This window comes from Flavobacteriales bacterium (assembly GCA_016713875.1).
Taxonomy (GTDB): Bacteria; Bacteroidota; Bacteroidia; order Flavobacteriales_F; family PHOS-HE28; genus PHOS-HE28.
Genome location: JADJOI010000003.1, coordinates 210,494 through 236,486, shown reverse-complemented (window position 1 = coordinate 236,486; position 25,993 = coordinate 210,494). Strand labels below are relative to the sequence as shown.

Here is a 25,993-nt window from a genome sequence, read left to right as displayed (position 1 = left end):
GCGCAAAGGCCCGCAAAGCTAACCGGATGGGGGTTGCGGTCCATCCAGCACGCACGTTCCACGGTCCTTTACGCCCGCCCTCGCCAAGGCTACGGCGGGGTCACCACCACATCCCCCCCCGCCAGCCAGCGCTTCCCATCCGCCAGATGCAGGTGGTAGAGGCCGGGGGCGAAGGGCGTGAGGGAGAGAAGGTGCGAGAGCACGGTGCCGTTCCCCGGTACGGCCTCGCGCAGCACCTCCCGGCCCGAGGCGTCCAGCAGCACGGCCTGCACCGCGCCCGTGGGCCTGTACCCAGGCGGTAGCACCAGCTCCAGACGCACATGATCCGTGGCGGGGTTGGGCCACAGCCGCAGCCGCTCCTGCAAGCTCACCTCATACTCCTGCACCCCCACCAAGTGGCAGCCCGGCACCACGCAGCCCAGGCTGTCGGTCTTGATCACGTAAGCGGTCTGGAGCCCCGGGTGCCCGCCCGAATTATCCTGATACACGAAGCCAGTGCTGAGGAACCCACCATCCGAGGTGAGGCTGATGTCCCGAGGCTGATGCGTGTCGATGAAGACCGTATAGCCTCTGCTCCAAAGACTATCACCAAGCGAACTGAATTTAGCGATGTGTGTAATGGCTGGGCCCACGCGAATGCAAGCGATGACCGAGCCATCCTCTTGTACTTCCATGTCGTACGCTCCAGTCAAGTAATTGTAGTGCGACCGTTTCTGCCAAACAATGTCGCCTTGCACATCCCACTTGGTGAACATGGCCTGCTGCCAGTAGTTGGGCCAGTTATCCTCCCGGTATTCACCCGCCGTGATGATCGTGCTGTCCGATGCCATGCGCACGGCAAAGACCCCCGTGGCATCTTCCCCGAACTGTCTCCACCAAAGCAGGTTGCCCATTGTATCCGTGCGGATCAGGAACTGCTCATCATTCACGCCCAATCCATAGCTGACACCCACTAGGAGATAGCCATCACTAAGGATTTCTGCACAGGAGTATGCTGAAGTAGACCGGTTCACCTGTCCATATGTTCTCGTCCAGATCGTATCACCTTCACTATTCAATAGTACAAGGAAGGCTTTGGTCTTCGCTTCCGGTAGATCGTAAAATCCAGCTGCACAATAACCGCCATTACTAGTCTGTCGAGTTTGGCGTAGAAAGTGAGTGACAGAATCTTGCGGTTCGAAACTGAACAAAAACTTCCGTTCGGTCGTGTCGCCGTCCTCATTGAACCGATACAGGTACGAATGCGCCCAGAAGTCAGACCCTTCTAGCACAACGCTCGCGAATCCTCCTGTATCCAAGCGACAAACCGGTGATGTTACTCCCAAGTTAATGTGACGCGGATCTCCAAAGCTATATTCGCGTTCATGCATGAATTGGCCTTGGAGATCGAGCTTGCGCACGAAGATGTGGGTCTTGCCCGATCCGTCGTGCGAGATCTGCTGGGTGAAGACCAGGTAGCCGTCCGCCGTTTCAAAGACGCTCAATCCGCCGCCCGGCTTACCACCCTGCGCGCTGTCCAAGTGGACGATGAAGCCGTTCTGGGCGGGCACCACCAGGGTGCCCGCCAGAACGATCATCGACATCAATGTGATCAAGCGCATCATTTGACCACGTTGAATTTGGTCTCGCCGACCCGGTGGCCCTCGAAGAGCAGGCGGGCCAGATAGAGGCCTTCGCTCCAGCCGCCCAGGTCGACCTCCACGAAGGCCTTGCGGCCCTGCAGCGCGATGGTCCGCATCAGCCGCCCCTGTGCATCGAAGAACTCCAGGGTGCCGAGCTCGGCGCCTTCGGGGTAGCTGATCATCACCCGGTCCTGTGCGGGGTTGGGGTAGGCACCCAGCAGCGGGGCAATACGCCAGCCCTTGCGTTCGGCGGGGAAGCAGGCCATGCGGTAGGGTTCGGGCCACTTCATTCCACCAGCAGGTTACTGCCGGCCAGCCAGCGCTTCCCATCCGCCAGGTGCAGGTGGTAGAGGCCGGGGGCGAAGGGCGTGAGGGAGAGAAGGTGCGAGAGCACGGTGCCGTTCCCCGGTACGGCCTCGCGCAGCACCTCCCGGCCCGAGGCGTCCAGCAGCACGGCCTGCACCGCGCCCGTGGGCCTGTACCCAGGCGGCAGCTCCAGCTCCAGCCGAACTTGATCCGTGGCGGGGTTGGGCCACAGCCGCAGCCGCTCCTGCAAGCTGACCTCATACTCCTGCACCCCCACCAGATGGCAGCCCGGCACCACGCAGCCCAGGCTGTCGGTCTTGATCACGTAGGCGGTCTGGAGCCCCGGGTGCCCGCCCGTATTATCCTGATAAACCCAGCCGGTGCTGATGAACCCACCATCCGAAGTGAGGCTGATGTCCCGTGGATTGTGAAGGTCGACGAACGCCGAATAGGTCCGGCTCCAGAGGCTGTCACCGGCCGCGCTGAACTTGGCGATGTGTGTGAGCCCCAGGAAGACGTGGATGCAACTCACGAACGAGCCATCCGGCAGAACCTCCATGTCCAACGGCGAGGCGAGGTAGTGGTAGTGCGACCGTTTCTGCCAAACAATGTCGCCTTGCACATTCCACTTGGTGAACATGGCCTGCTGCCAGTAGTTGGGCCAGTTATCCTCCCGGTATTCACCCGCCGTGATGATCGTGCTGTCCGGTGCCATGCGCACGGCAAAGACCCCCGTGGCATCTTCCCCGAACTGTCTCCACCAAAGCAGGTTGCCCATTGTATCCGTGCGGATCAGGAACTGCTCGTCATTCACGCCCAGCCTGTAGTTGACGCCAGTTAGTACAAACCCGCCTCCAGGTATCTCTGTACATGAGTAGGCCAAGGTGGACTGGTCCGCTTGGCCATAGCGCCGCGTCCACAGGGTATCGCCATCGGTGTTCAACCGCACCGCAAAGGCACGCGCACCATCCGCGATCGCCGGCGGATCGAAGAAGCCAGCGGCGATGAAACCTCCATCTGCGGTTGGCCTGGTCTGGTGGAAGAAGTGGGTGAGGGAATCGGAAGGATCATACGTGAAGAGGAACTTCCGATCGGTCGTATCCCCATCCTCATTGAACCGATAGAGGTACGAATGCGCCCAGAAGTCGGAGCCCTCCAGCACCACGCTGGCGAAGCCGCCGGTATCCATCCGACAGACCGGAGAGACCTGCCCGAAGGCATAATGCCTGGGATCCCCGAAGGCATACTCCCGTTCATGCACGAACTGCCCCTGTGCATCCAGCTTGCGCACAAAGAGGTGGGTCTTGCCCGAGCCATCATGCGAGATCTGGTGCATGAACAGCAGGTAACCGTCACCCACCTCGAACACACTGCGACCAGAGCCTGGTTTGCCGTTCTGTGCGCTGTCCAGATGCACGATGAAGCCGCTCTGGCCGGGCACCACCAGGGTGCCCGCCAGAACGATCATTGCCAGGCATGCGATCGAGCGCATCATTGCACCACGTTGAATTTGGTCTCGCCGACCCGGTGGCCCTCGAAGAGCAGGCGGGCCAGATAGAGGCCTTCGCTCCAGCCGCTCAGGTCGACCTCCACGAAGGCCTTGCGGCCTTGCAGCGCGATGGTCCTCATCAGCCGCCCTTGTGCATCGAAGACCTCCAGGGTGCCCCGCTCGGCGCCTTCGGGGTAGCTGATCATCACCCGGTCCTGTGCGGGGTTCGGGTAGGCACCCAGCAGGGGAGCCATGTTCCCCGTGTGCTTCACGGGCGGGTAGAAGGCGCTGCGGTAGGGTTCGGGCACCCAGCCCTGCGGTAGGCTGTCCGTGGCGCCCAGTTGAAGGAGCCGGGTCCAGGCCTGGGCGGCCCCGCTATTTTCCTCCCCGAAGGCCAGGGCCTCCAGTTCGGCGATCGGCGGTGCGCTTACGCTGTTGGGGTCACCCTGCATGTCCTCCAGCAATTCGCCGTAGGCCACCAGCCCCTCGTTCGCCGGCACCTGTAGCAGACCGTTCGCCAGGGCGTGCGCGGCCGTGAAGTCCCGGTTGGCCAGATGCAGCATGTACAAATATCGGTCGCCCCAATGCAGGGTGTCACGACCGAAGATCAAGGCAAGCGTGTCGTTCCTGCCCTCCAGGGTGCTGTCCTGGGCCACGGCCTGCACCAGTCGCCGCTGGGCCACGGCCTTGTCGGTATGGCGGATCGCCAGCTCCTGTTCCAACAGGTCCCGGGCGCTGGCGCCCTCCTCGTATTGGGCCAGCAGGGCGCGGAAGAACTCAGAGAGAGCCTCGCTCTCGTCCAGCACGATCTCCACGTCCTTCTTTAAGGGGCTGTTGTCGATCAGCACCTGGGTGAGGTGCCAGGGGTCCATGGCCACCTCGCGCCGGATGGCGGCCACCAGCACCTGATCGCTCAATGGGCCGTTGGTAAGCAGCAGATCGCGAAGCAGATGGCTCGGCCAGGCCACCGGATCGGCGATGGCGTCCAGCAGATCGGGCCGCTCGCCACCGTCCACAGTGCCGTTGTAGCTGGCGATGGCGCTGTGCAGTACGGCGAGCTTCCCCTCATAGTCCGCTTGCAGCTCCTGTAGGCCCTGCTGGAATTCGTCCAGGTCCCCTTTGTCGCAATCGGCCTCAGCATTGAATGCAACGGGCTGAGCATGGTCGAACAGGTCATAGAACCAGAAGCCCGTGACGGAAAGGTCGTTGCCGTTGATGTCCTCAATGCACTCGGGGCGCATCTGCGGGCTGTTGGCATTGTCGTAGTAGTGGTAGTTGACATCCAGGCCGTAGTTGAACATGGCATAGACGAACGCGTGCAACGAAGGCCCAGGGCTTCCTGGATCGCAGTCGGCACCGGGGCTGAACTGGTTGTTGGCACTTTGCTGAGGGGAAGGGGAGTTGTTCCCCTGTTCCCTGCGGATGTAGCCCAGCGGCAACACGAACTGGTCCACAAAGTTGTTCTCGTGATAGCCACAGAGCATCTGCAGGCCGATCGGTATCTGTGTGATGGGCCCTGGGGTATGGTGATCGCCTTCCACCACGCAGCCAAAGTCCAGGTCGACGAAGCTGTTGTCGTAGATCCGGTTGTCCTCCGGCTGCGGGCCTTTGAACCAGATGCCCGCGCTGGGGGCGGTGGCGGTGGCCGGCTTGGTGAAGCTGTTGCGTTCCACGGTGTAGCGGTTGCTCTGCATCAGGAAGAAGCCGATGGTGGCCTCGCCGGTCAGCGGGTCCACATCCAGCGTGCTCACGTGGTTATTGGTGTAGATGGGGTCGTCGCTGCCCAGGTCGTAAAGCCCCACTTTGTTGTTCGTGAAGTCCATCCCGTCCACGGTGGTCACGAAGTCCGGGTCGTGGTCGGCGCTGAGGACCCCTGCGGTGAGGTTGCGGAAGCCATGGAGCGGGTAGTTCATGCCGCCGGTGCAGGTGAAGCTCGCCGCCCAGGCCATGATGCCCCTTCCGCGCTGGTCGGGCCCCGGGAAACTCCCATAGGCCTGGTTCTCGAAGGCGCAATTCGTGAATCGCACACCATTCACGTCGAAGAGGAGGGCCATGTTCTGCGGCACCGTGTTCCCCAGCCCGGGGTAATCCGCAGTGGTGAGGAAGCCGCAGTTGCTGAACAGACAGATGTTGTTCAGCTCATTGCCCAAGCTGCCATAGCGATGGTATTGCTCGATCCGCACCCCGTTGATGTTGTCCACGAACTGGCACCCCACCGCGCGCACCACGCCGCCAAAACCGGCCGGATCGATGGCGCCATTGGCCAGTTCCTGTGCACAATGCACACCGATGACGGCATTGGACACGGTGCTGTTCGTCAAGCGCAATTGCCCCTGGTTGGTGCCGCTCTGCAGCGGGTTGTTGGTCTGCCCCTCCACACGCACACCCGGCCAGCGCTGGTCGGGGCAGTCGAAGCTGCTGAGGGTGCAGTCGGTGAAGGTGATCGATGCGCCTTTCCGTACGATCAACCGGGCGGTGGATGCGAAGCGCCAGACCATGTCCTTCACATAGAGATGGGCGCCCGGCTGCACCACCACGTCCTGGTCGAACACCACCAGGGTCGGACCGCCTTGGAAGGGATTCTGGCCCGGTTGCCACGCCGTGGCTGGCGTATTGGTTCCTGTGAGGCTGTAGAGCGTGGGCTCCACACGCGCCAGGTGGGCCTCCAGGCAACAGCTGCCGTCCTGCAGTGTCAGGATGTGCTCATCGCCCCGGATGCGTCCGTTCAGCAGGCGGTATTCCACGGCGTTGATGCCGCCGTAGGTGGCCGGGGTGCCCAGGGTGACGGCATTGGGCTGCCAGTTGGCGGGGTCGGGCACGTCGGGGTCCGCAAAAGCGCCCAGCCAGTATTGCCCCACGCCGCTGGTGCCGATGGCGTAGAGCACCTCCGCATTGCCCGTGGCGTCCACGTTCAGTTCCAGTTCCGAATCGGCCAGCTTGCGTGTCTCGGTGTAGGGGCCGATCGCCAGCGGCGACACCCCGTTCGGCGGCAACAGGCTGCGGTCGATGACCCCGAAGTTCGTGTGCGGTGCGGCGTGGTAGCTGCTCTTCAGGTAGTAGATGTGGTCGCCGTTCGGCGAGAACTCCACCCCGCCCACGCGCGGATGCTCGATCGGGTTCCCGAAGTGGTCCTCCTGCGCCAGCCCGGTGCCATCGGTGTAGTGCTCCACCTCATAGATCCGCGGATAGCCCTGGCCACCGATCAGGGGCAGCGCACCCGGCAGGCCGTTGAGGTCGAAGGCGGAGTGGATCACCCCCAGGGTGTGTATCGAGGGACCGCCCCCAGCGCGCACATAACCGCTGTAGGCCACCAGCAGTTGGGTGCCGCTGCGATGCAGTTCCAGCTCGCCCCGCACGCTGCGCTCGGCATTCCAGTCCGCTTCAGGTTGTGCCTTTCCGGTGCCATCCACGTAGTGCGGCCCACGGTCGGTGTTGAGCAGGAAATTGAGCGCGGCGGCGGACTCCAGCCCGATCACCTGATCGCCGTTGGCCAGCGCTGCCGCATCGATCCGCACAACGTCCGGATGACCGGTCAACGAGAAGGGTAACGTCCAGTCGGCGAGATAGGCCTGGCTGTTGCCGTTCACCCACGTGATCGACATGCCGCCGAGCTGCGGGTCCCAGTAGTCGAAGTCGTCCACCATCGCATTGTCGGTGTTGCTCAGGAACCTGCCCATCACCGTCAGGTTGTTGGTGGTGTAGTACGGATGGTCGTTCACCAAGCTCATGTCCAGGATACCGAACCGCACCTTGATGGTGTATTCCTCCTCGCGGTCGGTGTCGATCTCCGGGGCCATCACCAGGTAGCGATCGCAGCTCCCGCGGATGGGCGCGATGAACACATGCGGACCGCCAGGCAACATGCAGACCTCGCAATCCGGGTCGTCGGACCGGTCGGCGATGAGCAGGCCATCACCATTGTACACCCGGCCATCCACGATGAAGAAGCGGACATCGCAAGTGCCGTCGGCCTGTACGTTCTGGGCCATCGAGGCCGTGGCGCCCTGGTACTCGAACGCATCGGCGAGGTTCGGATCGAATGACGTGGGCAGGGCTGATGTTGTGACGGCGGCTCCGCCCGGCGCGGGGAAGTGGATGGCCTGCGAGCCGGAGATCCACAAGGGGTCCGTTTGCGCGTGGACCGGAGCATGCACCCAGAGACCAGCGGCGCAGAGCGCCCAAAGCGGTCGGAAACGGTCGGTGAACATGGCGTTGGGGGTGTTGTGAGGTCCCCGGCCGACGCGATCGGCCGGGGCCTCGGGTTGGTCCATACAAACCAAGGCCAGCGCATGATCCGCCGTCCACGTATTTTCACGTGGGTCCACCCATGTATTTTCACGTGGGTCCACCCACGTGTTCTCCCCCTTGTGCGGGGGAGGGGGAATGCGTAGAGAGGTGGCGGCACAGCCCACGGCCGCCACCGCCGCTGCTCCGATACCTTCGCCCCGGCCATGCCCCGCCCGCTGCTCATCGTATCCCACACCTTCCCGCCCTACCGCGGCATCGGGGGCCGGCGCTGGATGAAGTTCGCCAAGGCCCTGGCCCGGCGCGGGCATGCCGTGCACGTGATCCACAGCGCCGCACCCGACGACCTGAAGGGATCGCCCTGGACCGACGACCTGGACACGCCGGGCATCACCTGCCACCCCCTGCCCCAGCGCTACCCCACCGTGCTCTTCAAGCGGCCCCTCACCAGCGCGGTGGACAAGGTGATGTACCGCGTGTGGGGCCGCGTGCTGCCGCTGCTCGTCAAGGGCAACTGGTTCGACAAGACGGTGTTCTGGCAGCGCCCCTTCCTGGACAAGGCCTGCGCGCTCATCGACCGGCATGGCATCCGCGACGTGCTGATCACCGGCGCCCCCTTCCGGCTCCTGTACTTCGGGGTGCTGCTGAAGCAGCGCCGACCCCTCCACCTGGTGTGCGACCTGCGCGACACCTGGACCTGGCAGGACGGCTACGGCGGCGCCCTGCTCAGCCCGGAGCGAAAGGCCTACGAGCGCCGCCTGGAGGAAGCGGTCATGGCGGGCAGCGACCGCATCACCACCCCGCACCCGGCCGTGGTGGAGCACCTCATGCGCACCTATCCGCAGCACGCCACCAAGGTGCGGCTCCTGGGCCATGCGATCGACCCCGACGAACTGGGACCGCCGCGGCCCGAGCCCTCGCCCGCACTGCGGCGCTTGATCTACGCGGGCAGCATGTACGGCGCGCAGGAGGCCGACCGCTACTTCGACCAGGTGATGGCGGCTTTCGAGCACCTGCGCAGCATCGCGCCGGACATCTTCGCCGATGCCTCGCTCGACCTCTACATCACCGGGCATGGCACCGAGAACCACCGCCGCCTCGTGGAGGCCAGGGGGCTCCAGCACCACATCCGCTTCCACGCCCCGCTGCCGGCCAAGGCCATCTTTCCCCGCATCGCCGCGGCCGACGCGGTGCTGCTCTTCATCCCCAGCATGAACCGCGACGTGCTGGGCACCAAGTTCACCGAGGTGTTCCACCTGCGGCGCCCGGTGATCCACGTGGGCGATGCGGGCCTGGTGAGCCACCACATCGAACAGCACCGGCTGGGCGTGTCGCTGCGCGTGGAGGAGCTTGCACAGGAACTGCCCCGGCTGATGACCGGTGAACGGCGCGTGACGGTGGACACGGCCCACGACCTCAGCGAGCACCTGCTCGACCATATCGCCGCTGGCATCGAACGGGACCTGCTGTCGCCCTGATCAGGCGGCCACGCCGGACGGGCGGGGCACCAGGGCCTCCAGGTCCGAGGTCAGCGCATAGCGCGACGCACAACGGTCCAGCAGCCGCTCGAGCATGTGCAGGTTGTGCCGCGTGATCATCTTCGGATGGCTGATGAACTGCACGAAGGGCGTGCGGTCGATCAGGCGTGCGTAGGCGCGGTAGCGCATCACGGTGAGCAGCTCGATGGACACCATCTCGCGGTCCACCGTGCCCATGCTGCCGTCGGGCCCGGGCACGTCCACGAAGGCCACCCCCTGGCCGTCGCCCATCTGGCGTCCGTAGGGGATGCGCCAGAGCACCTTGTCCACCAGCGCGCCCACCAATCCCCGCGGGCGCGACGGGATGCTTGTGATCACCACCTCGGTGAACGGACCGTTCTGATCGAGCTGCATCACGTCCGTGGAGAAGCGGTACACGGGTCCCGGCAGCGGGGCGGTGAAGTCGTAGTCCACCGCGTTGCTGTGGCGCCGCATACCCGCCAGCACGCTCATGTCGCGTTCAATGCCGCAACGCAGGAAATGCGGCCGAAAATCGGAGAACGGCTGGATGCACCAGCCACCCGCCCGGTAGGCGCACACGCGGTAGGCGGGCGCCACCGGGGCCAGGATGCGCCGGAGCAGGTCCACCGAACCATCGAACACGGCCACGCGTGAGGGCTCGTCCAGCGCCGACAACCGATAGCGCCCCAACTCCTGCAGGTCCCACTCGTGGTGCGCCTCATCGTAGCGTGCGTCGTACCAATGCGGATGGATGTGCGGATACACATGATGCCCCCGCTCCACCAGCTCACGCAGCTGCCGCGCGATGCGGTCCAGGTCGGCCCGGCACCGCACGTTGGTGACCGACCGCCGCTCCAGCTCCAGCAGGAAGGTGGTGTCCACGAAGAAGGTCATCGCGAGGCGGTGCCGCTCCAGGATCGGCAGCACGCGGTCCACCGGACGGATCATGCACCGCTCCACCGTGCCGCTGCGGCGGCCCAGGAACAGCTCGTGGTCGAAGGTGAAAAGGAGGTGCCGGTGCTCCATGCCGCCGCGGCAAAGTAACGCTGCGCGACCCGCGCCTACTTTTACCGCCATGGACCTGGTCGGCAAGCTGCGTTTCCACTACGACATGAAGGTGCGTCCGCGCATCAACCCCGACCTGCGGCGGCTGAACGCCCTGGCGCAGCGGCCGCTGCCCTTCGAGCCGCTGGACGCCCGCACCCACCTGCAGCGCGGCTTCCAGTGGATGTGGGACGCGCACCTCGCCGTGGGCCGGCAGGGCCTGCCCACCAAGTTCTCCATCGGCCCGCAATACGGTGTGGGCGTGCCCTATCCGGAGACCACCGGCTACACGCTGAACACCTTCCTCGCCGCGCTCCCGCGGGCGAAGGAACTGGGGTTGGACGAAGAGCGGCTGCACGCGCTGATCGGGAACTGCACCCGGTTCCTCCTGGGTGAACAGCTGCCCAACGGTGCCTTCACCGGCGGCCACCGGAAGTTGCGCAACTACGGGAAGCCGAGCATCTTCAACACGGGTCAGATCCTCCTGGGCCTGAGCGCCGTGCTGGAGCACTGCGCCACGCACACCCCGCCGGCCGCATGGCAGCTGGATGTGGAGCGACTGCGCGCGGCCGTGAACGGAGCCGGGGACTTCCTGGCCGACCAAGTGACCCCGGCCGGACCGTACGACCCGGCGCACAGCTTCCGCAACAAGGTGCGCACCTACTACAGCCGAGCGACCTACGGCCTCCTGCGCGCCGGACAGGTCACCGGCAATGGGCGCATGCTCACCGCCGCACGCCGTCACTTCGACTGGGTGGCCGACCAACAGCGCCCCGACGGATGGATCGATCACTGGGGTTTCGATGAGGAGCTCGCCGTGCTGCACACCATCGCCTACACGCTGCGGGGACTCGTGGAGGCCGGCCACGGCCTGGGCGACGCCCGCTACTTCGCCACGGTGCGCCGTGCGCTGGACCGGCTGGCGGCCTTCGACCGGGCGCGCTTCGGCCATCCGGACCTCATCCCCTCCCATTACCGCGCGGATGGCAGCTTCCTGAACGAGCTCTGCATCACCGGCATGAGCCAGCTGAGCCTGGCCATTCTGAAGCTGCCCGAGGAGCACCGCGGCGAGGCGCACACCGCCTGGGCGGGCCGGATGATCCAGGCCACCAAGCACTTCCAGCTCCGCGGGTTCAAGGAACCCCTGATGAACGGCGTGATGCCTGCATCCTATCCCTTGCGTGGTGCCTATCAGCCGGGTGACCTCATCGAATGGGGAACCAAGTTCTTCATGGACACCATGCTTGTGGAGCTGGGCGTTCCACCCCGCGCGATCACCGGCTGATCACCGACGCGCTCCGCTCACCAGCTCGGCGAAGAGCGCCTCGAAGCGCCTCACCACCACGGGCCAGCTGAAGAGCTCGTTCACACGGGCAAAGCTGTACTCGCCCATCCTGGCCCGCACTTCCGCGGTGCGTCCGGCGAACGCCACCACCGCCTGGTAGAGGGCCTCGGCGTCATCGGGGGGAAGCAGGTAGCCGTTGTGCGGGTTCACCAGTTCGCCGCTGGCACCCACGTCGCTCACGATGATCGGCTTCGCGCGGGCCATGGCCTCCAGCACCACCGTGGGCATGCCCTCGAACCGTGTGGGCAGGATCAGCGCGGCACAATCGGCGTACAGCGTGTTCAGCTGCGCATCGTCCACGCGGCCGAGCAGCGCCACGTTCGGCGGCAGATCGCGCTTCAGGTCCTCCAGCAGCGGCCCATCACCCGCCAGTTGGAAGCGGACCAGGTCGGTGCGGCCTTCGGCCACCAGGCGCCGCGCCACGGCAAGCAGCACATCCAGCCCCTTGTTGAACGCGAAGCGGCCCACGAACAACAGTGGCAACGGCCCGGCATTGATGCTTGATCCTTGTCCCTTGTCCCTTGGTACTTGTGGGACCTCCGTCGCGTTCGGGATCACCACCACACGACAGTCGCTGCCCTTGGCAAGTCCCTGCAAGATGCCGGTGAGCTTACCACCCAGGCTGATCACCACCGCGCTGTTCCGCACCATGTAGCGCAGTCCCGCACGGAACGGCCAGCCCAGCAGACGCTCCTTGCGCGTGAGCATCTGGAACATCTCCAGCCCGTGCGGGTGGATGATCAGCCTATCGCTGAAGCGGTCGATGCCCTTCCACACACAGAAACCCTGCGACAGGATCACATCCGGCTTGATGCGTTCCAGCTCCATCCCCACCCGGTCACTGTAGCGCCAGAGCTCGCGGATGTACAGCTTGTGCTTATCGATATCGGGTAGGTGCACCTCCTCGATGCCCAGCGCTGGATCGAAGATGCCGACCGCATGCGGATGCAGCACGGTGAGCTTCACGTTGCCGCCACGGGCCAGGTGCTCCGCCAGCAGCCGCGAATGCCGTTGCATGCCGCCCATGGCCTGGGGGAAAACGCCGTCGGTGCAGAGAGCGACGTGCATGGCCGATCAATGAAGAATGTAAAATGTAGAGTGTAGAATGATCAATGATGAATGCACTACGGTCAGCCCGTTCGACATTCTACATTCTACATTCTTCATTCTACATTCTCCTTCAATAACGTGGCCACGCCTTCATCGATCCCCCACTTCGGCTCCCAGCCGGTGGCCTGCTTCAGCTTGCGCACATCCGCCAGCAGGTGCATGCGCTCCACCTTGCGCACCCGGGCGGGATCCACCTCGATGGTGAGCTTCTCGCCGAGCTGGCGCTCGAAGGCCTCCACGATCTCGCGCACGCTGTACTCGATGCCGCGTCCGATGTTGAAGGTGTCGTAGCCCTCGATCCCGGCGTTGCGCAGGGCGCTCATGGCGCGGCCCATGTCGGCGGTGTGGATGTAGTCGCGCTTGGGATCCAGGTTGCCGAGCTTCAGCGTGCGCGCCCCATCCAGGATCTGCCGCTGGATGGTGGGGAACAGGTGCGGGTTCGTCTCGTTCGGCCCGAAGGCGTTGAAGAAGCGGCCCACCACCGCAGGGATCCGCGTGCGCAGGTGGAACTCGCTCGCGAGCTTCTCGGTGGCCAATTTGGTGGTGCCGTAGATGTCCATGGGGCCCAGCGCACCGTCCTCCATCATGGCGCCTGCGGCGATCGGGTATACCGCGGCGGTGCTGGCCACGAAGACCTGCTCCACGCTGCCCTTGGCCTGCGCCGCATCGAGCACGCTGATGGTGCCGTTGATGTTGATGTCGGCCGCCACCACCGGATGCTCGTTGCAGTACGGGATGAAGTGCACGGCGGCCAGGTGCAGCACCCAGTTGGGGCGCGTGGCGTCGAACACGGCCTGCGTGGCCTGCCGGTCACGGATGTCGGCCTGGAAGAATCGCGCATCGGGCACGCCGGCCAGGTGGCGCCGCCCGAAGCTCAGGTCGTCCTGCACGAACACCTCATGGCCCAGCTCCTGCAGGTGCTTGCTGAGCGCGGAGCCGATGAAGCCCGCGCCACCGGTGATCAGGACCTTCTTGGACATTTCTCCTTCGCCCTTGGCTTCGGCGAACGCAGCGCGAAAGTAGGGGGAAGACCACAGAGGGTCGGCTGGCCAGTTGGCGCGCTTGCCCGCCTCCATCGGCCCCATGCAAGTTCAACCACAGCTGAACGCAGATGGACACAGATAACGCCCGCTGCAGAGCGGCTCAACATCAGCAAGCGACCGGAACAGCTATCCCATCTATATCCATCCGAGTTCATCTGTGGTCATACCAACGGATCAACCCAAGGTCCGGAGCACTTGACGGTAGCTGGCATCATGGGCCTGCTTGGTGAAGTGCTGCAGGGCGAAGGCCCGCAGGCGCTCCCGTTCCGCCGGGGTCACCGGTTTCAGCTCCGGCAAGGGCTTCCCCTCCTCCACCACAAGGCCCAGGTCGTGCGTTCTCACCAAGGCGCTGAGGTCGCCGAGGCCCTCGTTGGTGATCACGCGCAGGCCGCTGCTCAGGTACTCGGCGAACTTGGTGGGGCTGGCCACGCGATTGGTGATGGTGCGCTCGCGCACCATGATGCCGTGGTCGCATTCGGCGAGCGCAGCGGCCACTTGGGCATGGTCCAGCCACTTCACCGCCACCCGCCCGGGGTACGCGGCCTCCAGAGCGCTGTTGTTGGCGTCGCGCTTGCTCAGGAAGAGCACCTGCGTGTTCGGCTGCGTGTCGAGCAACTGGGTGAGCAAGGGCTTCAGCCGATCGAAGGACTGCCAGCCGGCGGTGCTGCCGCTGTAGACCAGGCGCACCGTGTCACCGGCGCGCTGCGCCAAGGCAGGTGCGGCATCCTCCACGTCCTTCCCCAAGGTGCACGGGATCACCACATGCGCAGATGCGGAATAGGCGTACCGCTCCCGCCAGTGATCCACCAAGGCCTCGCTCACCGCGATGCGGAAGTCGCTGGTGTTCACGGCTTCGTTCTCCAGCGGCCGGAACTGGGCGATCAGTGCATCGTCGTCGATGATCCGGTACTCCTCCCATTCCGCCGCGTAGGCCCCGCGCCCGTCGAAGCAGACCTTCTTCGTGAGGCCTCGCCCCCGCATCCGCAAGGCGATCCACGTGGTGAAGGGGCCGCGGCAGATGATCCCGCTGGGGCGAAGCCAGCGGCACACCCAGGCCACGATCGCCGTGTTCATGCGCCAGCGTTGCATGGTGGGCACCATGGGCACCACCAAGGCCGAAGGGCTGTGCGCCTTGATCTTGCGCCGGGTGCTGCGGAAGTCACGGCCGCTCACCAAGGCCACCAGTTTCACCTTCGGGCCGCCCAACGTGTTCAGGTGCTCCACCACGTCCGTCACCTGGCTCCAGTACACGCCGCTGGGCTGGTCGTTGTAGGTGAGGTAGAGGAGCATGGGGCGCAGAACAACTGATCAGCAGGCCGGACCACCATGGGGCGGAGCTATTCTCAACATCCGCACTAGAGCCGGTACAAAGCGATCTCGTCCTGTAACTTATCAAAGCCCCGGTCCCCGGTCACCAAGGGCATGTTCAGGTATGCCGCCGTTGCGGCGATGATGCAGTCCGGCAGTTTCAGCCCGGTCTGTTTACGAAAGTCGATCGCGTACCGGCGTACTTCGGGCTCTGCGCCGATGATCAGGCATTGGTCCAGGAAGGCGCGGATCCGCTTTGCTTGTGCCTGCGTAATACGCGAAGTGGCCAGCAGCTCGATCTCCGTGATGAACGAAAGGTGGATGTCCGCGCCATCGAGAAGATCGACCACGGACGTGTCGTTCGCGAACATCCGGATCAGGATGTTCGTGTCCACCAGGATCCGCTCACCACTCATCGCGCATGCGCCGCACTTCCTCCAGCGCCCAATCGGCCATACCAGGCACCGCACCAGCGAACTTCCGCACCTCGGGCAGTCTGCGTTTGGGCCGCTTGGGCACAGAGGGGCGTACCGGGGTTTTCCGGCCTTTCTGCTTGTTCGCGAGCTTGCTCATGCCGAAGCGAAGATAATGGCGCCGGTCGCGAGACCGCCGTGGCACCGACCCGACCGGCGGGCCGACCTGTGTGCCCCCCACGTCCGTCACCTGGCTCCAGTACACGCCGCTGGGCTGGTCGTTGTAGGTGTGGGAGAGGAGCATGGCGTTGGGCCGCAAAGTCGCTGAAGCGCAAAGGAAGGATACAACCCTCGAGCAGACCAATGAACGAGCGCTGACAGTCGAACTTTGCACCGTTGCCCATCGACCGGTAGACCATGCGTGCCTTACGTCCCCTCATCCTGGCCGTGCCTCTTTTCCTCGCACAGTGCACAGCGCCTCCACGGCCGGCCTTCCAGCCGAAGGAGGTTCACCGATCGGATGCGCTCATCGTGGAGCAGGTCTCCCAGAACGCCTTCGTGCACACCAGCACCAAGCAGACCAACGACTTCGGCCTCGTGCCGTGCAATGGCCTGGTGGTGCGCAACGAAGGCGAGGCCATCGTGTTCGACACGCCCACCCACGACAACGCGGCGACCGAGCTGATCCGCTGGGTGCAGGACAGCCTGCACTGCCGCATCACCGCGGTCATCCCCACCCACTTCCACGACGACTGCCTCGGCGGCTTGAAGGCCTTCCACGCGCAGGGGATCCCCTCCTACGCCCACAAGCGCACCATCGCCCTGGCCGCGGCCGATAGCGTGGAGGTCCCGCAGCACGGCTTCGCGGACAGCCTGCACCTCACCGTGGGCAACGAGCGCATCACCGCCACCTTCCACGGCGAAGGGCACACGAAGGACAACGTGGTGGGGCACTTCCCCAGCGAGGACGTGCTCTTCGGCGGCTGCCTGATCAAGGAGCTCGACGCCAGCAAAGGCTATCTCGGCGATGCGAACGTCGAAACGTGGTCCGGCACGGTGGAAGCGGTGAAAAAGGCCTACCCCGCGGTGAAGGTGGTGGTGCCCGGCCACGGGCAATACGGGGATGCCAGGTTGCTGGACTACACGATCGGGTTGTTCCGGGCGGAACAGTAGCGGCGGCGTCCTTCACCCCCTCACGAACGCAAGCGCGTTCGGGACGATCTCCGTCAGTAAATAGCAGAGGGAAGCGGTTCCCGGATGAACTTTGCCCTATCACCACACTCCCTGAACATGAACGCCAACGTGGACCACACGCGCCTGAGCTTGGAGGAGCTCGTGGCGGAAGAGAAAAAGGCCCGCAAGGAACAGTTGCTCGTTTCCGCGCTCCTTGGCTTCATGGTCGGCGTGCTGGCGTTCGCGCTGGTATTCGCTGTGGTGGCCGGCAAGGACTTCCGCCTCATCTCCATCCTGCTCCCCTCGATCATGGTCTACGTGTTCTATCGCATGACGGGGAGGACCAACCAACGCATGGCCGCGATCCGTGCGGAGTTGGGTCGAAAGCACGAGCAATAGACCAGGCATGGTCACAACACCCGTTCCAGCACCTCCGCGATCCGCTCGGTGGCGTGGCCGTCCCTTCGGGGTGGATCGACGTCGCAGTATCTTTGGATACCATGCTTGACTGGCATCAGCATATCGCCGCGGATCCGCAAGTGATGTACGGCAAACCGTGTATCAAGGGCACACGCATTCCCGTGGATCCGATCCTGGACAAGCTTGCAGCCGGCCAGACCATGGAGGACCTGCTCGAAGGCTACCCGCAGCTCACGCGCGAGCAAGTTCAGGTCTGCTTGCAGTTCGGCGCGGACGCGATCCGCAACGACATCGACCTACCCTTCGCCTCCTGACGGGCCATGCGCTTCGTGGCCGACGAATGCCTCGATGGCCGTATCGTCAAGCGCCTGATCACTGATGGCCACGACTTGGTCGTGATCCGGTCGGAACTGACGGGGCCGGCGATATCGATGTGCTGCGTATCACCCATGAGCGTGATGCCATGCTGATCACGGAGGACAAGGACTTTGGGGAACTCGTCTTCCGCTTACGGGCTGTGCATGCAGGAGTCGCTCTGGTCCGCAGGCCCGGAACACCAGCTACAGGCCGAGATCATTTCCCGTGCGGTACGGATCCGCGGAAATGACCTGCTTCAGGCCTTCACGGTGATCACGGCGAAAAGGATCCGCGTTCGCAAGGGTTGAGTCGCAAACACTTGGTTCTCCGCGACCCCGCCTCAAGGCCGGACCGACAACGCATTTACAGCACCCGCTCCAACACCTCCACGATCCGCTCCGTGGCGTGGCCGTCCCACAGCGGGGGCACTTCGCCTTTCTTGAAGCTGCCGTTCTCGATGCGGGCGATGGCGGCGCGCACGGCGTCCATGTCCAGCGGCACCAGTTCGTTGCTGCCCAAGGTCACGGTGATGGGTCGCTCGGTGTTGGGCCGCAGGGTGAGGCAGGGCACGCGGCGGAAGGTGCTCTCCTCCTGGATGCCGCCGCTGTCGGTGAGGATGAAGCCGCAGGTGGCCACCAGCTTCTGGAAGGCGAAGTAGTCCAGGGGTTCCGTGCGCACCAGTCCCTCGATGGCATCGGCCTTGGCCTTCAGCCCGAATGCCTCGATGTGCTTGACGGTGCGCGGGTGGATCGGGAACACCACCTTGCGGCCGGAGGTGCACACGTCGGCGATCAGGTCCAGCAGGGCCGCCAGCCGCTCGGGCACGTCCACCGTGGCGGGGCGGTGGATGGTCATGAGCACGTGGCCGCCCTCTCCGAGCCCGAGCTCCTGCAGCACCGGCGAGGCCTGCACCTGCGGCTCGAAGGCCACCAGCGTGTCGATCATGGTGTTGCCCACGAAGTGCAGCGCCGCCTCGGGCCTTCCCTCCTTCCGCAGATGGTCCAGCCCGCTCTGCTCGGTGATGAAGAAATGGTCGGTGATCGCATCGGTGAGCACACGGTTGTGCTCCTCGGGCATGCTGCGATCATGGCTGCGCAGTCCGCTCTCGAGGTGCCCGATGCGCGCACCCATCTTGTTGGCGGTGATGGCCGCGGCCAGCGTGCTGTTCACGTCGCCCACCACCATCACCAGGTCCGGCTTCTCCTCGGCGATCACGGCCTCCAGCCCCAGCATCACCTGGGCCATCTGCGTGTTCGGGCTGCCGGCGCCGATGTTCAGGAAGCGGTCGGGCACCAGGCCGAACTGATCGAAGAACACATCGGCCATGTTGGCGCTGAAGTGCTGGCCGGTATGCACGATGCGTACGTCGAGCGTGCCGCGCTGCGCGGCCACCTGCTTGAAGCGGGTGACCTTGATGAAGTTGGGGCGGGTGCCGACGACGATGAGGATCTTCTTCATCCGAGGGATTTCAAGGGGCTTCGGGTGGCGATGATGAACTCGCGTGAATCGGTGTCGCTCACCTTGCGGGCCGGGGCGCCGGCGATGGTCATGTGCCCCTCCGGGAAGGAGCGGTTCACCACACTGTTGGCGCCGATGGCGGTGTTGGGCCCGATGACGATGTCGCCGAAGATCTTCGAGCCGGGTCCGATGTAGCAGTTGTCGCCGATGGTGGGCACGAGCTCGAAGGGTCCGGGACGCGTGCCGATGACCACCCCCACGTGCAGGCGGCAGTTGCGGCCGATGCGGGCGTCCGGGTGCACCACGATGGTGCCGCGGTGCGCGATGCTGAGCCCAGGTCCGAACGTGTTCGGAGGGATGTCGAACCCGCACCGGATGGCCTGCTCGTGCAGGCGGATGGAGAAGTACTTGTACACCAGCCGCCAGAAGAGGCCTTGGTGCTTGCGGCAGTTCATCAGGTACTCCACCCGGCGCAGCAGACGCTGGAACCTCCACACCTCATCGAACCACAGGATGCCGGGACCGCGCCGCAGGGCGATGCGGTCGGCCTCCAGGTAGTCGCGGTACTCGGTGTACGAGCGGATCATGCGTCGGCCTCCTTGCGCCCACGGGCCAGGCGCAGGGCCCGTTCCGCTCCGGCGAACCCGAGCAAGGTAAACAGCGCCACGTAGCGCTCGGTGATGGCCGGTCCCACCTCGGGGCGGAACCCCTTGTCGATGCAGGTCCGGTACAGCTTCACCGCCAACGCCTGGTCGTACGTGGCCAGGATCCGCAGGGCCATGAAGAGGTACTGGTCGAGCGCGACGATCTCGTCGGCATGGCGCTCCCGGCCCAGCGACACCAGGTGTTCCTTGATGGCCCGCCGAAGCTCCACGTAGCGCTCCCAGTTCGCGCGCACACCGGTGCGGCTGATGCTCCCGCTGGGCCGTTTGAGCACCTCCGTGCGCTCGCGCCGGTCCCAGGCCACCCGCGCGCCGCGCTTCAACAGCTTGAAGAGCAGGGCGTAGTCCTGGCTGCTGGCCAGGTCCTCCGGCCAGCCGTCCACCGCCAGCAGCGCCTCCCGGGCCCATAGGTTGGCGCTGGTCGTTCCCATGCGGGTGCGGATCAGGGCCATCCACGGACGGTCGTACAGCGCCTGCACGCGGTCCATCAGCCCGTCGGGCCGCACGGCGCGGTAGTCGCCGATGATCACTTCAGGCCAACCGTCGCGCTCGGCGAGGGCGATCTGCCCGGAGACCTTGCCGGGCAGCAGCATGTCATCGGCATCGAGGAACTGGACGTAGGTGCCCGTGGCCATCCGCAGGCCGTGGTTGCGCGCGGCGGAGGCCCCCCGGTTCATCTGCCGTACCAGGCGCACCCGGCCTCCGCTCACCGCCGGATGCCGCTCCAGCACCTCCACCGTGCCGTCCGTGCTGCCATCGTCCACCACGATCACCTCCAGGTCGGCATGGTCCTGCATCAATGCGGAATCCAACGCCCTGCCCACCAGGTCGGCCACGTTGTAGCAGGGAATGACGACCGTGACGCGCATCGCCGCGAAGCTACTGGGCCGGGCGACGCAACAGGCCCATGGCCTCCAGTTCGGGGATCAGGGCCGCGTTGAAGCGCTCCACCCCGGCCTGGTTGAGGTGGTTGTGGTCGTAGAAATGGTCCTCGTCGTCCAACGTGTGCTTGGTCGCGAAGTCGAGGTAGGGCACCTTGTACCGACGGGCGAGATCACCGAGCACCGCGTTGAAGGCCGCATGCTTGCTGCGGTCGCTCTGCCAGGGGTAGGGATGGTTCACCAGGACGACCGGTATGCCGGCATCAGCGCAGTGCGCCAGCGTCCGTTCCAGGTAGTCCACCTGGTCGGCGTTCAGCTTCAGCGGCCGCCCACGCACATAATGGATCCGCTTCCGCACGGAGTCCGTTCGCACGGAATACCCGCCCGGGCGATAGGTGCTGTCCGCGAAAAAGGGCCCGCGGTCCTTCGTGAGGAAGCGCAAGGTGAGCAGGTTGACGCCCCGCGGGTCCTTGAGGGCCAGCGCCATGGCCACGGCCGACCGGTCGTCCACCAGGTTCTGGGTGAGGTCCGAGGTGCTCTCCAGGCCATCCTGCTCCATGGCGCCCTCATACACGTCGAGCAGGAGCAGCCGGGTGTTGGCCGCGTTGAGATGCGTGCGCACGATGTGATAGGTGTTCAACGGCCCCTGGCCGCTGGTGCCCAGGTTGAAGGCTCGCCAGCCACGCTGCGTGAAGAGCGCCGGGTCATACCCACGATACGCGTGCGAGGACCCGATGAACACCACATCGTACACGCTGTCCGGTCTGAACTCGCGGAACTTGCGGTAGCTGTTGCCGCCCTTCAGCTTGAAGTAGTCGCCCGTGCGGTGGATCAGCGCCGCGCCCCCGACATCCACCCGGCACAACACCAGCATGGCCGCGGTGTACGCCGTCGCGAAGCTCAGGCCCAGTAGCAGGGTGGCGATGAGGAAGCGGCGCATCAGAACTGGAAATAGATGAACATGGCCGAACCATACTGGCCCAGCACCAGACAGGCGGCCAGCAGGGTTCCGAACCAGGCATAGCGCAGGGGGCGACGGACGATCAGCCGTTCGCCCTTGGCCACCGCATCACCCCAGGGGTCCAGTCCGATGAAGGTGATCGCCAGCACCACGGTGGTGAGCACGATGCCCGCGCCGAGCTCACGCACCAGGCCCGCGAAGCCCATCCACCACGCATCGGGCCGCACCCATGAGCCCAGAACGGACCACGCATCGGCGAAGGTGGCGGCGCGGAAGAAGACCCAGCCGGCCACCACCAGATGCACGGTGATGATCACGTCCAGCGCACGGTCAAGCCGGGGATGGCGGTGAAGGCCCAGCAGGCGCACCACCCGGCCACGCAGACCGGCCAGAACGATGGCCCCGATGAGGTAGAGGCCGTGCACGCCACCCCATGCCACATAGGTCCAGCTCGCGCCATGCCATAACCCGCTCAGGAGGAACACCAGGATCAGGTTCATGTACCACCGCCACCGCACCACGCGGTTTCCGCCCAAGGGGATGTACACGTAGTCGCGGAACCAGCTGCTGAGGCTGATGTGCCAGCGGCTCCAGAACTCGCTGATGGAGGCCGACCGGTAAGGCGTGCGGAAGTTCACCATCAGGTCGAAGCCCATCACCCGCGCGGCGCCGAGCGCGATGTCCGTGTACCCGCTGAAGTCGCAGTAGATCTGCAGGGCGAAGAGATAGGTCGCCAGGAGCGTGGCGGCGCCGCCGAAGGCCTGTGGGTCGGCGTACACATGGTCCACCACCACCGCGCACCGGTCCGCGATCACCAGCTTCTTGAAGAAGCCCCACAGCATCTGCTGCAGACCGTGCACCACGCGCGCATGGTCCCAGCGGTGCACGTGGTCCAGCTGGTTCAACAGGTTGCCCGGCCGCTCGATCGGCCCGGCCACGAGCTGGGGATAGAACATGACGTAGAGCGCGAAATGGCCGGGGCGGCGCTCGGCCTTCTGATGCCCGCGGTACACCTCGATGGTGTAGCTGAGGCTCTGGAACGTATGGAAACTGAGACCGATGGGCAGCAGGATGCCCAGGTCGGCGGGCGAATAGGCGAAGCCGGCCGCCTGCAACAGGGCGGCGATGCTCTGGTCCAGGAAGGCGTAGTACTTGAAGAAGGCCAGCACGCCGAGGTTGGCCACGATGCTGGCCACGAGCCAGGCCTTGCGTCGGCGACCCGAGCTTGCGGCGATCAGCAGACCGGCGACGTAGTCCACCACGATGGTGAAGGCCAGGATGAGGATGTACACCGGCACGAAGGCCATGTAGAACCAGCAGCTTGCGGCCAGGAGCAGCGCCCAACGGGTCCGGTGGGGCAGCAGGAAGTAGCCGGCCGTCACCAGCGGGAAGAAGACGAAGCAGAACGCGAAGGAGTTGAAGAGCATCGCGGGCCGGGCTCAGTGCGCGCGCTCAGCGGCGCCCAGGAGGCGGTCGCAAAAATGCCCAAAATTGACCTCCGCCTTGAAGCCGGTGGCCCACGCCGCCCGCACACCCGCCCTGAACGCGGCGGTGTTCTGCGGTCCGCCGGGGAAGTCCTCGAGGTGCCGCGTGATGAGCGCGGCCTCCGGATCGTGCGGCAACAGGGTACCGGTCGCCGGTCCTGCGATCTCGCGCACGCCGCCGGCATCGGCCGCAAGCAGCGGAATGCCGAAGCTCGCGGCCTCCTGGAGGGCCACCGGCACGCCGCCCTCCGTGCTGCTGAGGTGCACGAAGAGGTCCACCGGGGTGCTCCGGTACCAGGCCAGCAGGTCCTGATTGGCGATGTTGCCCGGCAGGTCCGCACGCACATGCGGCGGCAGCGTGGCCACTGCGGCCTCCAGGGCCGCCCGCTCGGGGCCTTCACCGAAATGCGTCCACCGCACCGGTCGGCGCATGCCGCGCAACGCCTCGATCAGCAGTGCGACCCGCTTGATGGGCACCAGGTGCGACGCCGAGGCGATGCGCAGCTCGGGCGATGGCGCCCAAGGGCCGGCACCATGGTCGAAGGTGCCCAGGCGCGATAATCCGCAGCGATCGGCGTGCTGCGGATACCGCGCAGTGAGATGGTCCAGACCGGCCTGCGACACCAGGTGCACCCGGTCCACATGGGCCATCTGAAGGTCCTGGAAGAACGGCCACTGCCCGGGCCAGCGGTCGGCGTAGAGGTCGAACCCATGCATGCGCGCCACGTACCGCACACGCGGATCGTGCAGCTGCAGCAGGGACAGGGCCGTGGCGTGGTCGGCCATCCAGTAGCTGTAGAGCAGCACCCGGTCCGGATCGAACTCCCGGAACAACCCGGTGCGGTAGCGGTGCATCCGTTCCAGCGCCTGCCGCATCGCCGCCCGGGCGTCGGGCCACAACCGGTCGCGCACCTCCGCGGAAGGCGCAGAGGCGCGCACCGCCCGGCGCATGCGCCACCAGGTGCGCGCGTAGGCCAGCATCCGCAGGGGCGAGGCGACGGCGTAGGGATCCGGCGGTGGCGGCACCACCTCCACGTTCGGCGGCAGTTCACGGATGCCGTGGTCGCGCACCAGAGGGATCAGCCGGATGCGGGCGAACCGGGCGGCCAGGAAAGGCAGCTCGTTCTCCAGGAAGGGCTCGCCCTGACCGTAGGGGAAGCGCGTGGTGAACAGCCAGAGGTCCTTCATCGCCGCGTGGCCTTGCGAAAGAGGTACCAGAGGTGCTCGCCCGACCATCCCCCGCCGAGCCGCAGATGCGTCCACGCCGCGCGCACGTCCAGGTCCGCCAGCACATGGAAAAGCCCGACCCAAGCCTGCCGCACGCGGGCATCGAACGCGTCCACCGGGAACACGCGCTCGCGGCCGTTCCACTCCCGCAGGCGCCTCAGCCAGTGGTGCAGCGCACGGACATCGGCGGCGGAGGGGCTGCCCTCGAAGAGGCGCAGCGCCATGAGGTGCGACCGCACGTCCGCATCGGTGTGCGGCACCTGGAACCAGTTGAACACGGCGCGCACCAGAAGGTCGTGATCGGCCCGCTTGTCGCGCCCGTGACTGATGTTCTGCTCGCCCCGCCGGTACAGGGTCATCGGCGCATCGAGGTTGCCGAAGGCGGACACACGCGCGAGCCGCGTCCAGAAGAGCCAGTCCTCCCCCACCCGGGGCCAGGCCGGGTCGTAACGGATGCCATGCGTCTCCAGCACCGACCGGCGCAGGATGGAAGCGCCCTGCGAGACGGGTACGCCGAAGAGCAGCTGCGCCTTGCATGCGTCCTCGGTGAGGGGGAACTTCCACACGCGGTCGCGCGCACCGAACAGCTGCAGCCATCCGCCGCTGGCGCCCACCTCGGGATGGGCTTCCATGTACGCCACCTGCTGCTCCACGCGCGTCGGCACCATCAGGTCATCGGCATCGAGCCGAACGATGTAGGTGCCGGTGCAGGCATCGAGCCCCGCATTGGCCGCCCCCGCCGGACCGCGGTTCACGGGCAGCTCGAGGATGCGCAGGCGGGGATCGGTCTCGGCGCGCAGCAGCGCCAGGCTGCCATCGGTGCTGCGGTCGTCCACCGCCACCACTTCCAGGTCGGCATGGGTCTGCGCGTACACGCTGTCCAGGCACTCCCGCAGGAAGGGCGCCTTGTTGTACACCGGGATCAGCACGCTGACCTTCATGGACGCAGGTGGCGCCACTTGCGCCGGAGCCGGAAGGTCCACCAGGTGGGTGCTTTCAGCTGGGTGTCGAGCTGCGTCCATCGGTGCAGCAGCGTATCGTCCATGTCCTTCATGTCGCGCAGGGTCACCACACGTTTCAGGGCCTTCATCATGCGGTACTGCTCCCGGCGGTGCACCACACCATGCCACTTCAGCATGAAGTGCAGCACCATGCCACGCACCACGCCGCGCTGCTCAGGCCCGACGGGGATGCCACGCAGGCCCTCGCGCAGATCGTGTCCGATGGCCAGCACGCGCGCCAGCTCCGGTTGACCAGTGACCATGCAGAGGCCGTGGAGCAGGCTGGCCAGCTCATCAAGGAAGCCCCGGTGCGCGGTCACCGTCTTGCTCTCCTCATGAAGGCGGAACACGGCCAGGTCCTCCGGCTCGAAGCGCAGATGCGCTGTACCGTGCCGGAAGAGCACCTGCCACCAAAGCTCCACGTCCATCACATAGCGGAGCGCGGGGTCCACGCCGCCCAGGTCCTTCACCACGTCCATGCGGTAGAAGGTGGCGGGCTGGTTGATCACCGGGTCCCTGAAGAGGCGCTGCACATCGCGGGCATCGTTCTGGCGCTCGAAGGGACGGTCGCCGCTGGCGCTGCGGTGCACCACGCGCCCGCCGTACACGATCAGGCCCGGGTCCGCGGCGAACGCATCGGCCACCCGCTTCAGCGCTCCATCCAGCAGGAGGTCGTCGCTGTTCAGCCAGTTGAACACCGTGCCGGTGCACCGCGCGAGCCCCTTGTTGATGGCGTCGCTCTGGCCGCGATCGGGCTCACAGCACCACCAATGCAGCCGGTCGGCGTGCCTGGCGATCAGCTCCTTCGAACCGTCGGCGCTGCCGCCGTCCACCACGATGTGCTGCACCGGTACGGCCTGCACCTCCACCGACCGGAGGCAGTCCTCGATGTAGGCGGCCTGCCGGAAGCTCGGTGTCACGATGGAGATCAGCGGATCGGTCATG

At 65.5% G+C, this 25,993-nt stretch carries 25 protein-coding genes; 7 read left to right on the top strand and 18 right to left on the bottom strand.

The genetic code is table 11. The features are described from left to right. Nucleotides 1–89: 89 nt before the first annotated feature. Genes IPJ87_02525 through IPJ87_02510 form a run of 4 tightly spaced genes read right to left on the bottom strand, consistent with a single transcriptional unit; the run spans nucleotide 90 to nucleotide 7,625 of the window. Nucleotides 90–1,604, bottom strand: a complete 1,515-nt coding sequence (locus IPJ87_02525; protein MBK7940749.1) for a hypothetical protein — start codon at nucleotides 1,602–1,604, stop codon at nucleotides 90–92. After that, a complete protein-coding gene (locus IPJ87_02520) occupies nucleotides 1,601–1,912 on the bottom strand; it encodes a T9SS type A sorting domain-containing protein (GenBank protein MBK7940748.1) in 312 nt (103 codons plus the stop codon). Before IPJ87_02520 ends, IPJ87_02525 begins: the two co-directional genes overlap by 4 nt. Next, complete coding sequence (locus tag IPJ87_02515; GenBank protein ID MBK7940747.1) at nucleotides 1,909–3,423, bottom strand: hypothetical protein; 1,515 nt, start codon at nucleotides 3,421–3,423, stop codon at nucleotides 1,909–1,911. Before IPJ87_02515 ends, IPJ87_02520 begins: the two co-directional genes overlap by 4 nt. Then, the gene (locus IPJ87_02510) at nucleotides 3,420–7,625 is read right to left on the bottom strand and encodes a T9SS type A sorting domain-containing protein (GenBank protein ID MBK7940746.1); all 4,206 of its coding nucleotides are present in this window, start codon (nucleotides 7,623–7,625) and stop codon (nucleotides 3,420–3,422) included. Before IPJ87_02510 ends, IPJ87_02515 begins: the two co-directional genes overlap by 4 nt. A 243-nt stretch (nucleotides 7,626–7,868) precedes the next feature. Here IPJ87_02510 and IPJ87_02505 point away from each other — a divergent pair, with 243 nt between their 5' ends. After that, on the top strand, nucleotides 7,869–9,140 hold the full coding sequence (locus tag IPJ87_02505) for a glycosyltransferase (GenBank protein ID MBK7940745.1): 1,272 nt from the start codon (nucleotides 7,869–7,871) through the stop codon (nucleotides 9,138–9,140). Here IPJ87_02505 and IPJ87_02500 read toward each other — a convergent pair whose 3' ends face one another. Then, nucleotides 9,141–10,187 (bottom strand): hypothetical protein, encoded by a 1,047-nt coding sequence (locus IPJ87_02500; GenBank protein MBK7940744.1) that lies wholly within the window; start codon nucleotides 10,185–10,187, stop codon nucleotides 9,141–9,143. A gap of 49 nt (nucleotides 10,188–10,236) precedes the next feature. On the opposite strand from IPJ87_02500, the gene IPJ87_02495 reads away from it, so the two are divergent. Continuing rightward, entirely contained in the window at nucleotides 10,237–11,490 is a 1,254-nt protein-coding gene (locus tag IPJ87_02495; protein MBK7940743.1) for a hypothetical protein, read from the top strand. On the opposite strand, the gene IPJ87_02490 is transcribed toward IPJ87_02495, so the two are convergent. The 5 genes from IPJ87_02490 to IPJ87_02470 all read right to left on the bottom strand — a co-directional run bounded on the left by IPJ87_02490 (nucleotide 11,491) and on the right by IPJ87_02470 (nucleotide 15,728). Then, nucleotides 11,491–12,618: a glycosyltransferase family 4 protein gene (locus IPJ87_02490; GenBank protein MBK7940742.1), complete on the bottom strand. Its 1,128-nt coding sequence runs from the start codon at nucleotides 12,616–12,618 to the stop codon at nucleotides 11,491–11,493. Between the two features lie 95 nt (nucleotides 12,619–12,713). After that, nucleotides 12,714–13,640 (bottom strand): NAD(P)-dependent oxidoreductase, encoded by a 927-nt coding sequence (locus tag IPJ87_02485; GenBank protein MBK7940741.1) that lies wholly within the window; start codon nucleotides 13,638–13,640, stop codon nucleotides 12,714–12,716. A gap of 237 nt (nucleotides 13,641–13,877) precedes the next feature. Next, complete coding sequence (locus IPJ87_02480) at nucleotides 13,878–14,993, bottom strand: hypothetical protein (GenBank protein MBK7940740.1); 1,116 nt, start codon at nucleotides 14,991–14,993, stop codon at nucleotides 13,878–13,880. Nucleotides 14,994–15,058: 65 nt separating this feature from the next. After that, nucleotides 15,059–15,406, bottom strand: coding sequence for a PIN domain-containing protein (locus tag IPJ87_02475; GenBank protein ID MBK7940739.1), 348 nt, complete (start codon nucleotides 15,404–15,406; stop codon nucleotides 15,059–15,061). A 10-nt stretch (nucleotides 15,407–15,416) separates the two neighbouring features. Then, nucleotides 15,417–15,728, bottom strand: coding sequence for a hypothetical protein (locus IPJ87_02470; GenBank protein ID MBK7940738.1), 312 nt, complete (start codon nucleotides 15,726–15,728; stop codon nucleotides 15,417–15,419). Between the two features lie 113 nt (nucleotides 15,729–15,841). Here IPJ87_02470 and bla point away from each other — a divergent pair, with 113 nt between their 5' ends. The 5 genes from bla (at nucleotide 15,842) to IPJ87_02445 (ending at nucleotide 17,624) form a co-directional block, all read left to right on the top strand. Beyond that, on the top strand, nucleotides 15,842–16,597 hold the full coding sequence (gene bla / locus IPJ87_02465; protein ID MBK7940737.1) for a subclass B1 metallo-beta-lactamase: 756 nt from the start codon (nucleotides 15,842–15,844) through the stop codon (nucleotides 16,595–16,597). Between the two features lie 117 nt (nucleotides 16,598–16,714). Next, nucleotides 16,715–16,996: a hypothetical protein gene (locus IPJ87_02460; GenBank protein MBK7940736.1), complete on the top strand. Its 282-nt coding sequence runs from the start codon at nucleotides 16,715–16,717 to the stop codon at nucleotides 16,994–16,996. 101 nt (nucleotides 16,997–17,097) lie between these two features. Then, entirely contained in the window at nucleotides 17,098–17,331 is a 234-nt protein-coding gene (locus IPJ87_02455) for a DUF433 domain-containing protein (protein ID MBK7940735.1), read from the top strand. A 6-nt stretch (nucleotides 17,332–17,337) separates the two neighbouring features. Then, nucleotides 17,338–17,487 carry a hypothetical protein gene (locus IPJ87_02450; GenBank protein ID MBK7940734.1) on the top strand — a complete coding sequence of 50 codons (150 nt, stop codon included), beginning with the start codon at nucleotides 17,338–17,340 and terminating at the stop codon, nucleotides 17,485–17,487. Next, on the top strand, nucleotides 17,451–17,624 hold the full coding sequence (locus tag IPJ87_02445; protein ID MBK7940733.1) for a DUF5615 family PIN-like protein: 174 nt from the start codon (nucleotides 17,451–17,453) through the stop codon (nucleotides 17,622–17,624). Before IPJ87_02450 ends, IPJ87_02445 begins: the two co-directional genes overlap by 37 nt. A gap of 113 nt (nucleotides 17,625–17,737) precedes the next feature. Here the strand turns inward: IPJ87_02445 and wecB are convergent, their stop codons facing one another. Genes wecB through IPJ87_02405 form a run of 8 tightly spaced genes read right to left on the bottom strand, consistent with a single transcriptional unit; the run spans nucleotide 17,738 to nucleotide 25,992 of the window. Next, the gene (gene wecB / locus IPJ87_02440) at nucleotides 17,738–18,832 is read right to left on the bottom strand and encodes a UDP-N-acetylglucosamine 2-epimerase (non-hydrolyzing) (protein ID MBK7940732.1); all 1,095 of its coding nucleotides are present in this window, start codon (nucleotides 18,830–18,832) and stop codon (nucleotides 17,738–17,740) included. Further along, nucleotides 18,829–19,419 (bottom strand): serine acetyltransferase, encoded by a 591-nt coding sequence (locus tag IPJ87_02435; GenBank protein MBK7940731.1) that lies wholly within the window; start codon nucleotides 19,417–19,419, stop codon nucleotides 18,829–18,831. The genes wecB and IPJ87_02435 overlap by 4 nt, the downstream gene beginning before the upstream one ends. Then, a complete protein-coding gene (locus tag IPJ87_02430) occupies nucleotides 19,416–20,363 on the bottom strand; it encodes a glycosyltransferase (GenBank protein MBK7940730.1) in 948 nt (315 codons plus the stop codon). Before IPJ87_02430 ends, IPJ87_02435 begins: the two co-directional genes overlap by 4 nt. Before the next feature lie 10 nt (nucleotides 20,364–20,373). Further along, nucleotides 20,374–21,315 carry a hypothetical protein gene (locus tag IPJ87_02425; protein ID MBK7940729.1) on the bottom strand — a complete coding sequence of 314 codons (942 nt, stop codon included), beginning with the start codon at nucleotides 21,313–21,315 and terminating at the stop codon, nucleotides 20,374–20,376. Beyond that, complete coding sequence (locus IPJ87_02420) at nucleotides 21,315–22,763, bottom strand: MBOAT family protein (GenBank protein MBK7940728.1); 1,449 nt, start codon at nucleotides 22,761–22,763, stop codon at nucleotides 21,315–21,317. The genes IPJ87_02425 and IPJ87_02420 overlap by 1 nt, the downstream gene beginning before the upstream one ends. Nucleotides 22,764–22,775: 12 nt before the next feature. After that, nucleotides 22,776–24,008 (bottom strand): glycosyltransferase, encoded by a 1,233-nt coding sequence (locus tag IPJ87_02415; GenBank protein ID MBK7940727.1) that lies wholly within the window; start codon nucleotides 24,006–24,008, stop codon nucleotides 22,776–22,778. Beyond that, nucleotides 24,005–24,988 (bottom strand): glycosyltransferase family 2 protein, encoded by a 984-nt coding sequence (locus IPJ87_02410; GenBank protein ID MBK7940726.1) that lies wholly within the window; start codon nucleotides 24,986–24,988, stop codon nucleotides 24,005–24,007. The genes IPJ87_02415 and IPJ87_02410 overlap by 4 nt, the downstream gene beginning before the upstream one ends. Continuing rightward, a complete protein-coding gene (locus IPJ87_02405; GenBank protein MBK7940725.1) occupies nucleotides 24,985–25,992 on the bottom strand; it encodes a glycosyltransferase in 1,008 nt (335 codons plus the stop codon). Before IPJ87_02405 ends, IPJ87_02410 begins: the two co-directional genes overlap by 4 nt. Nucleotide 25,993: the final 1 nt, after the last annotated feature.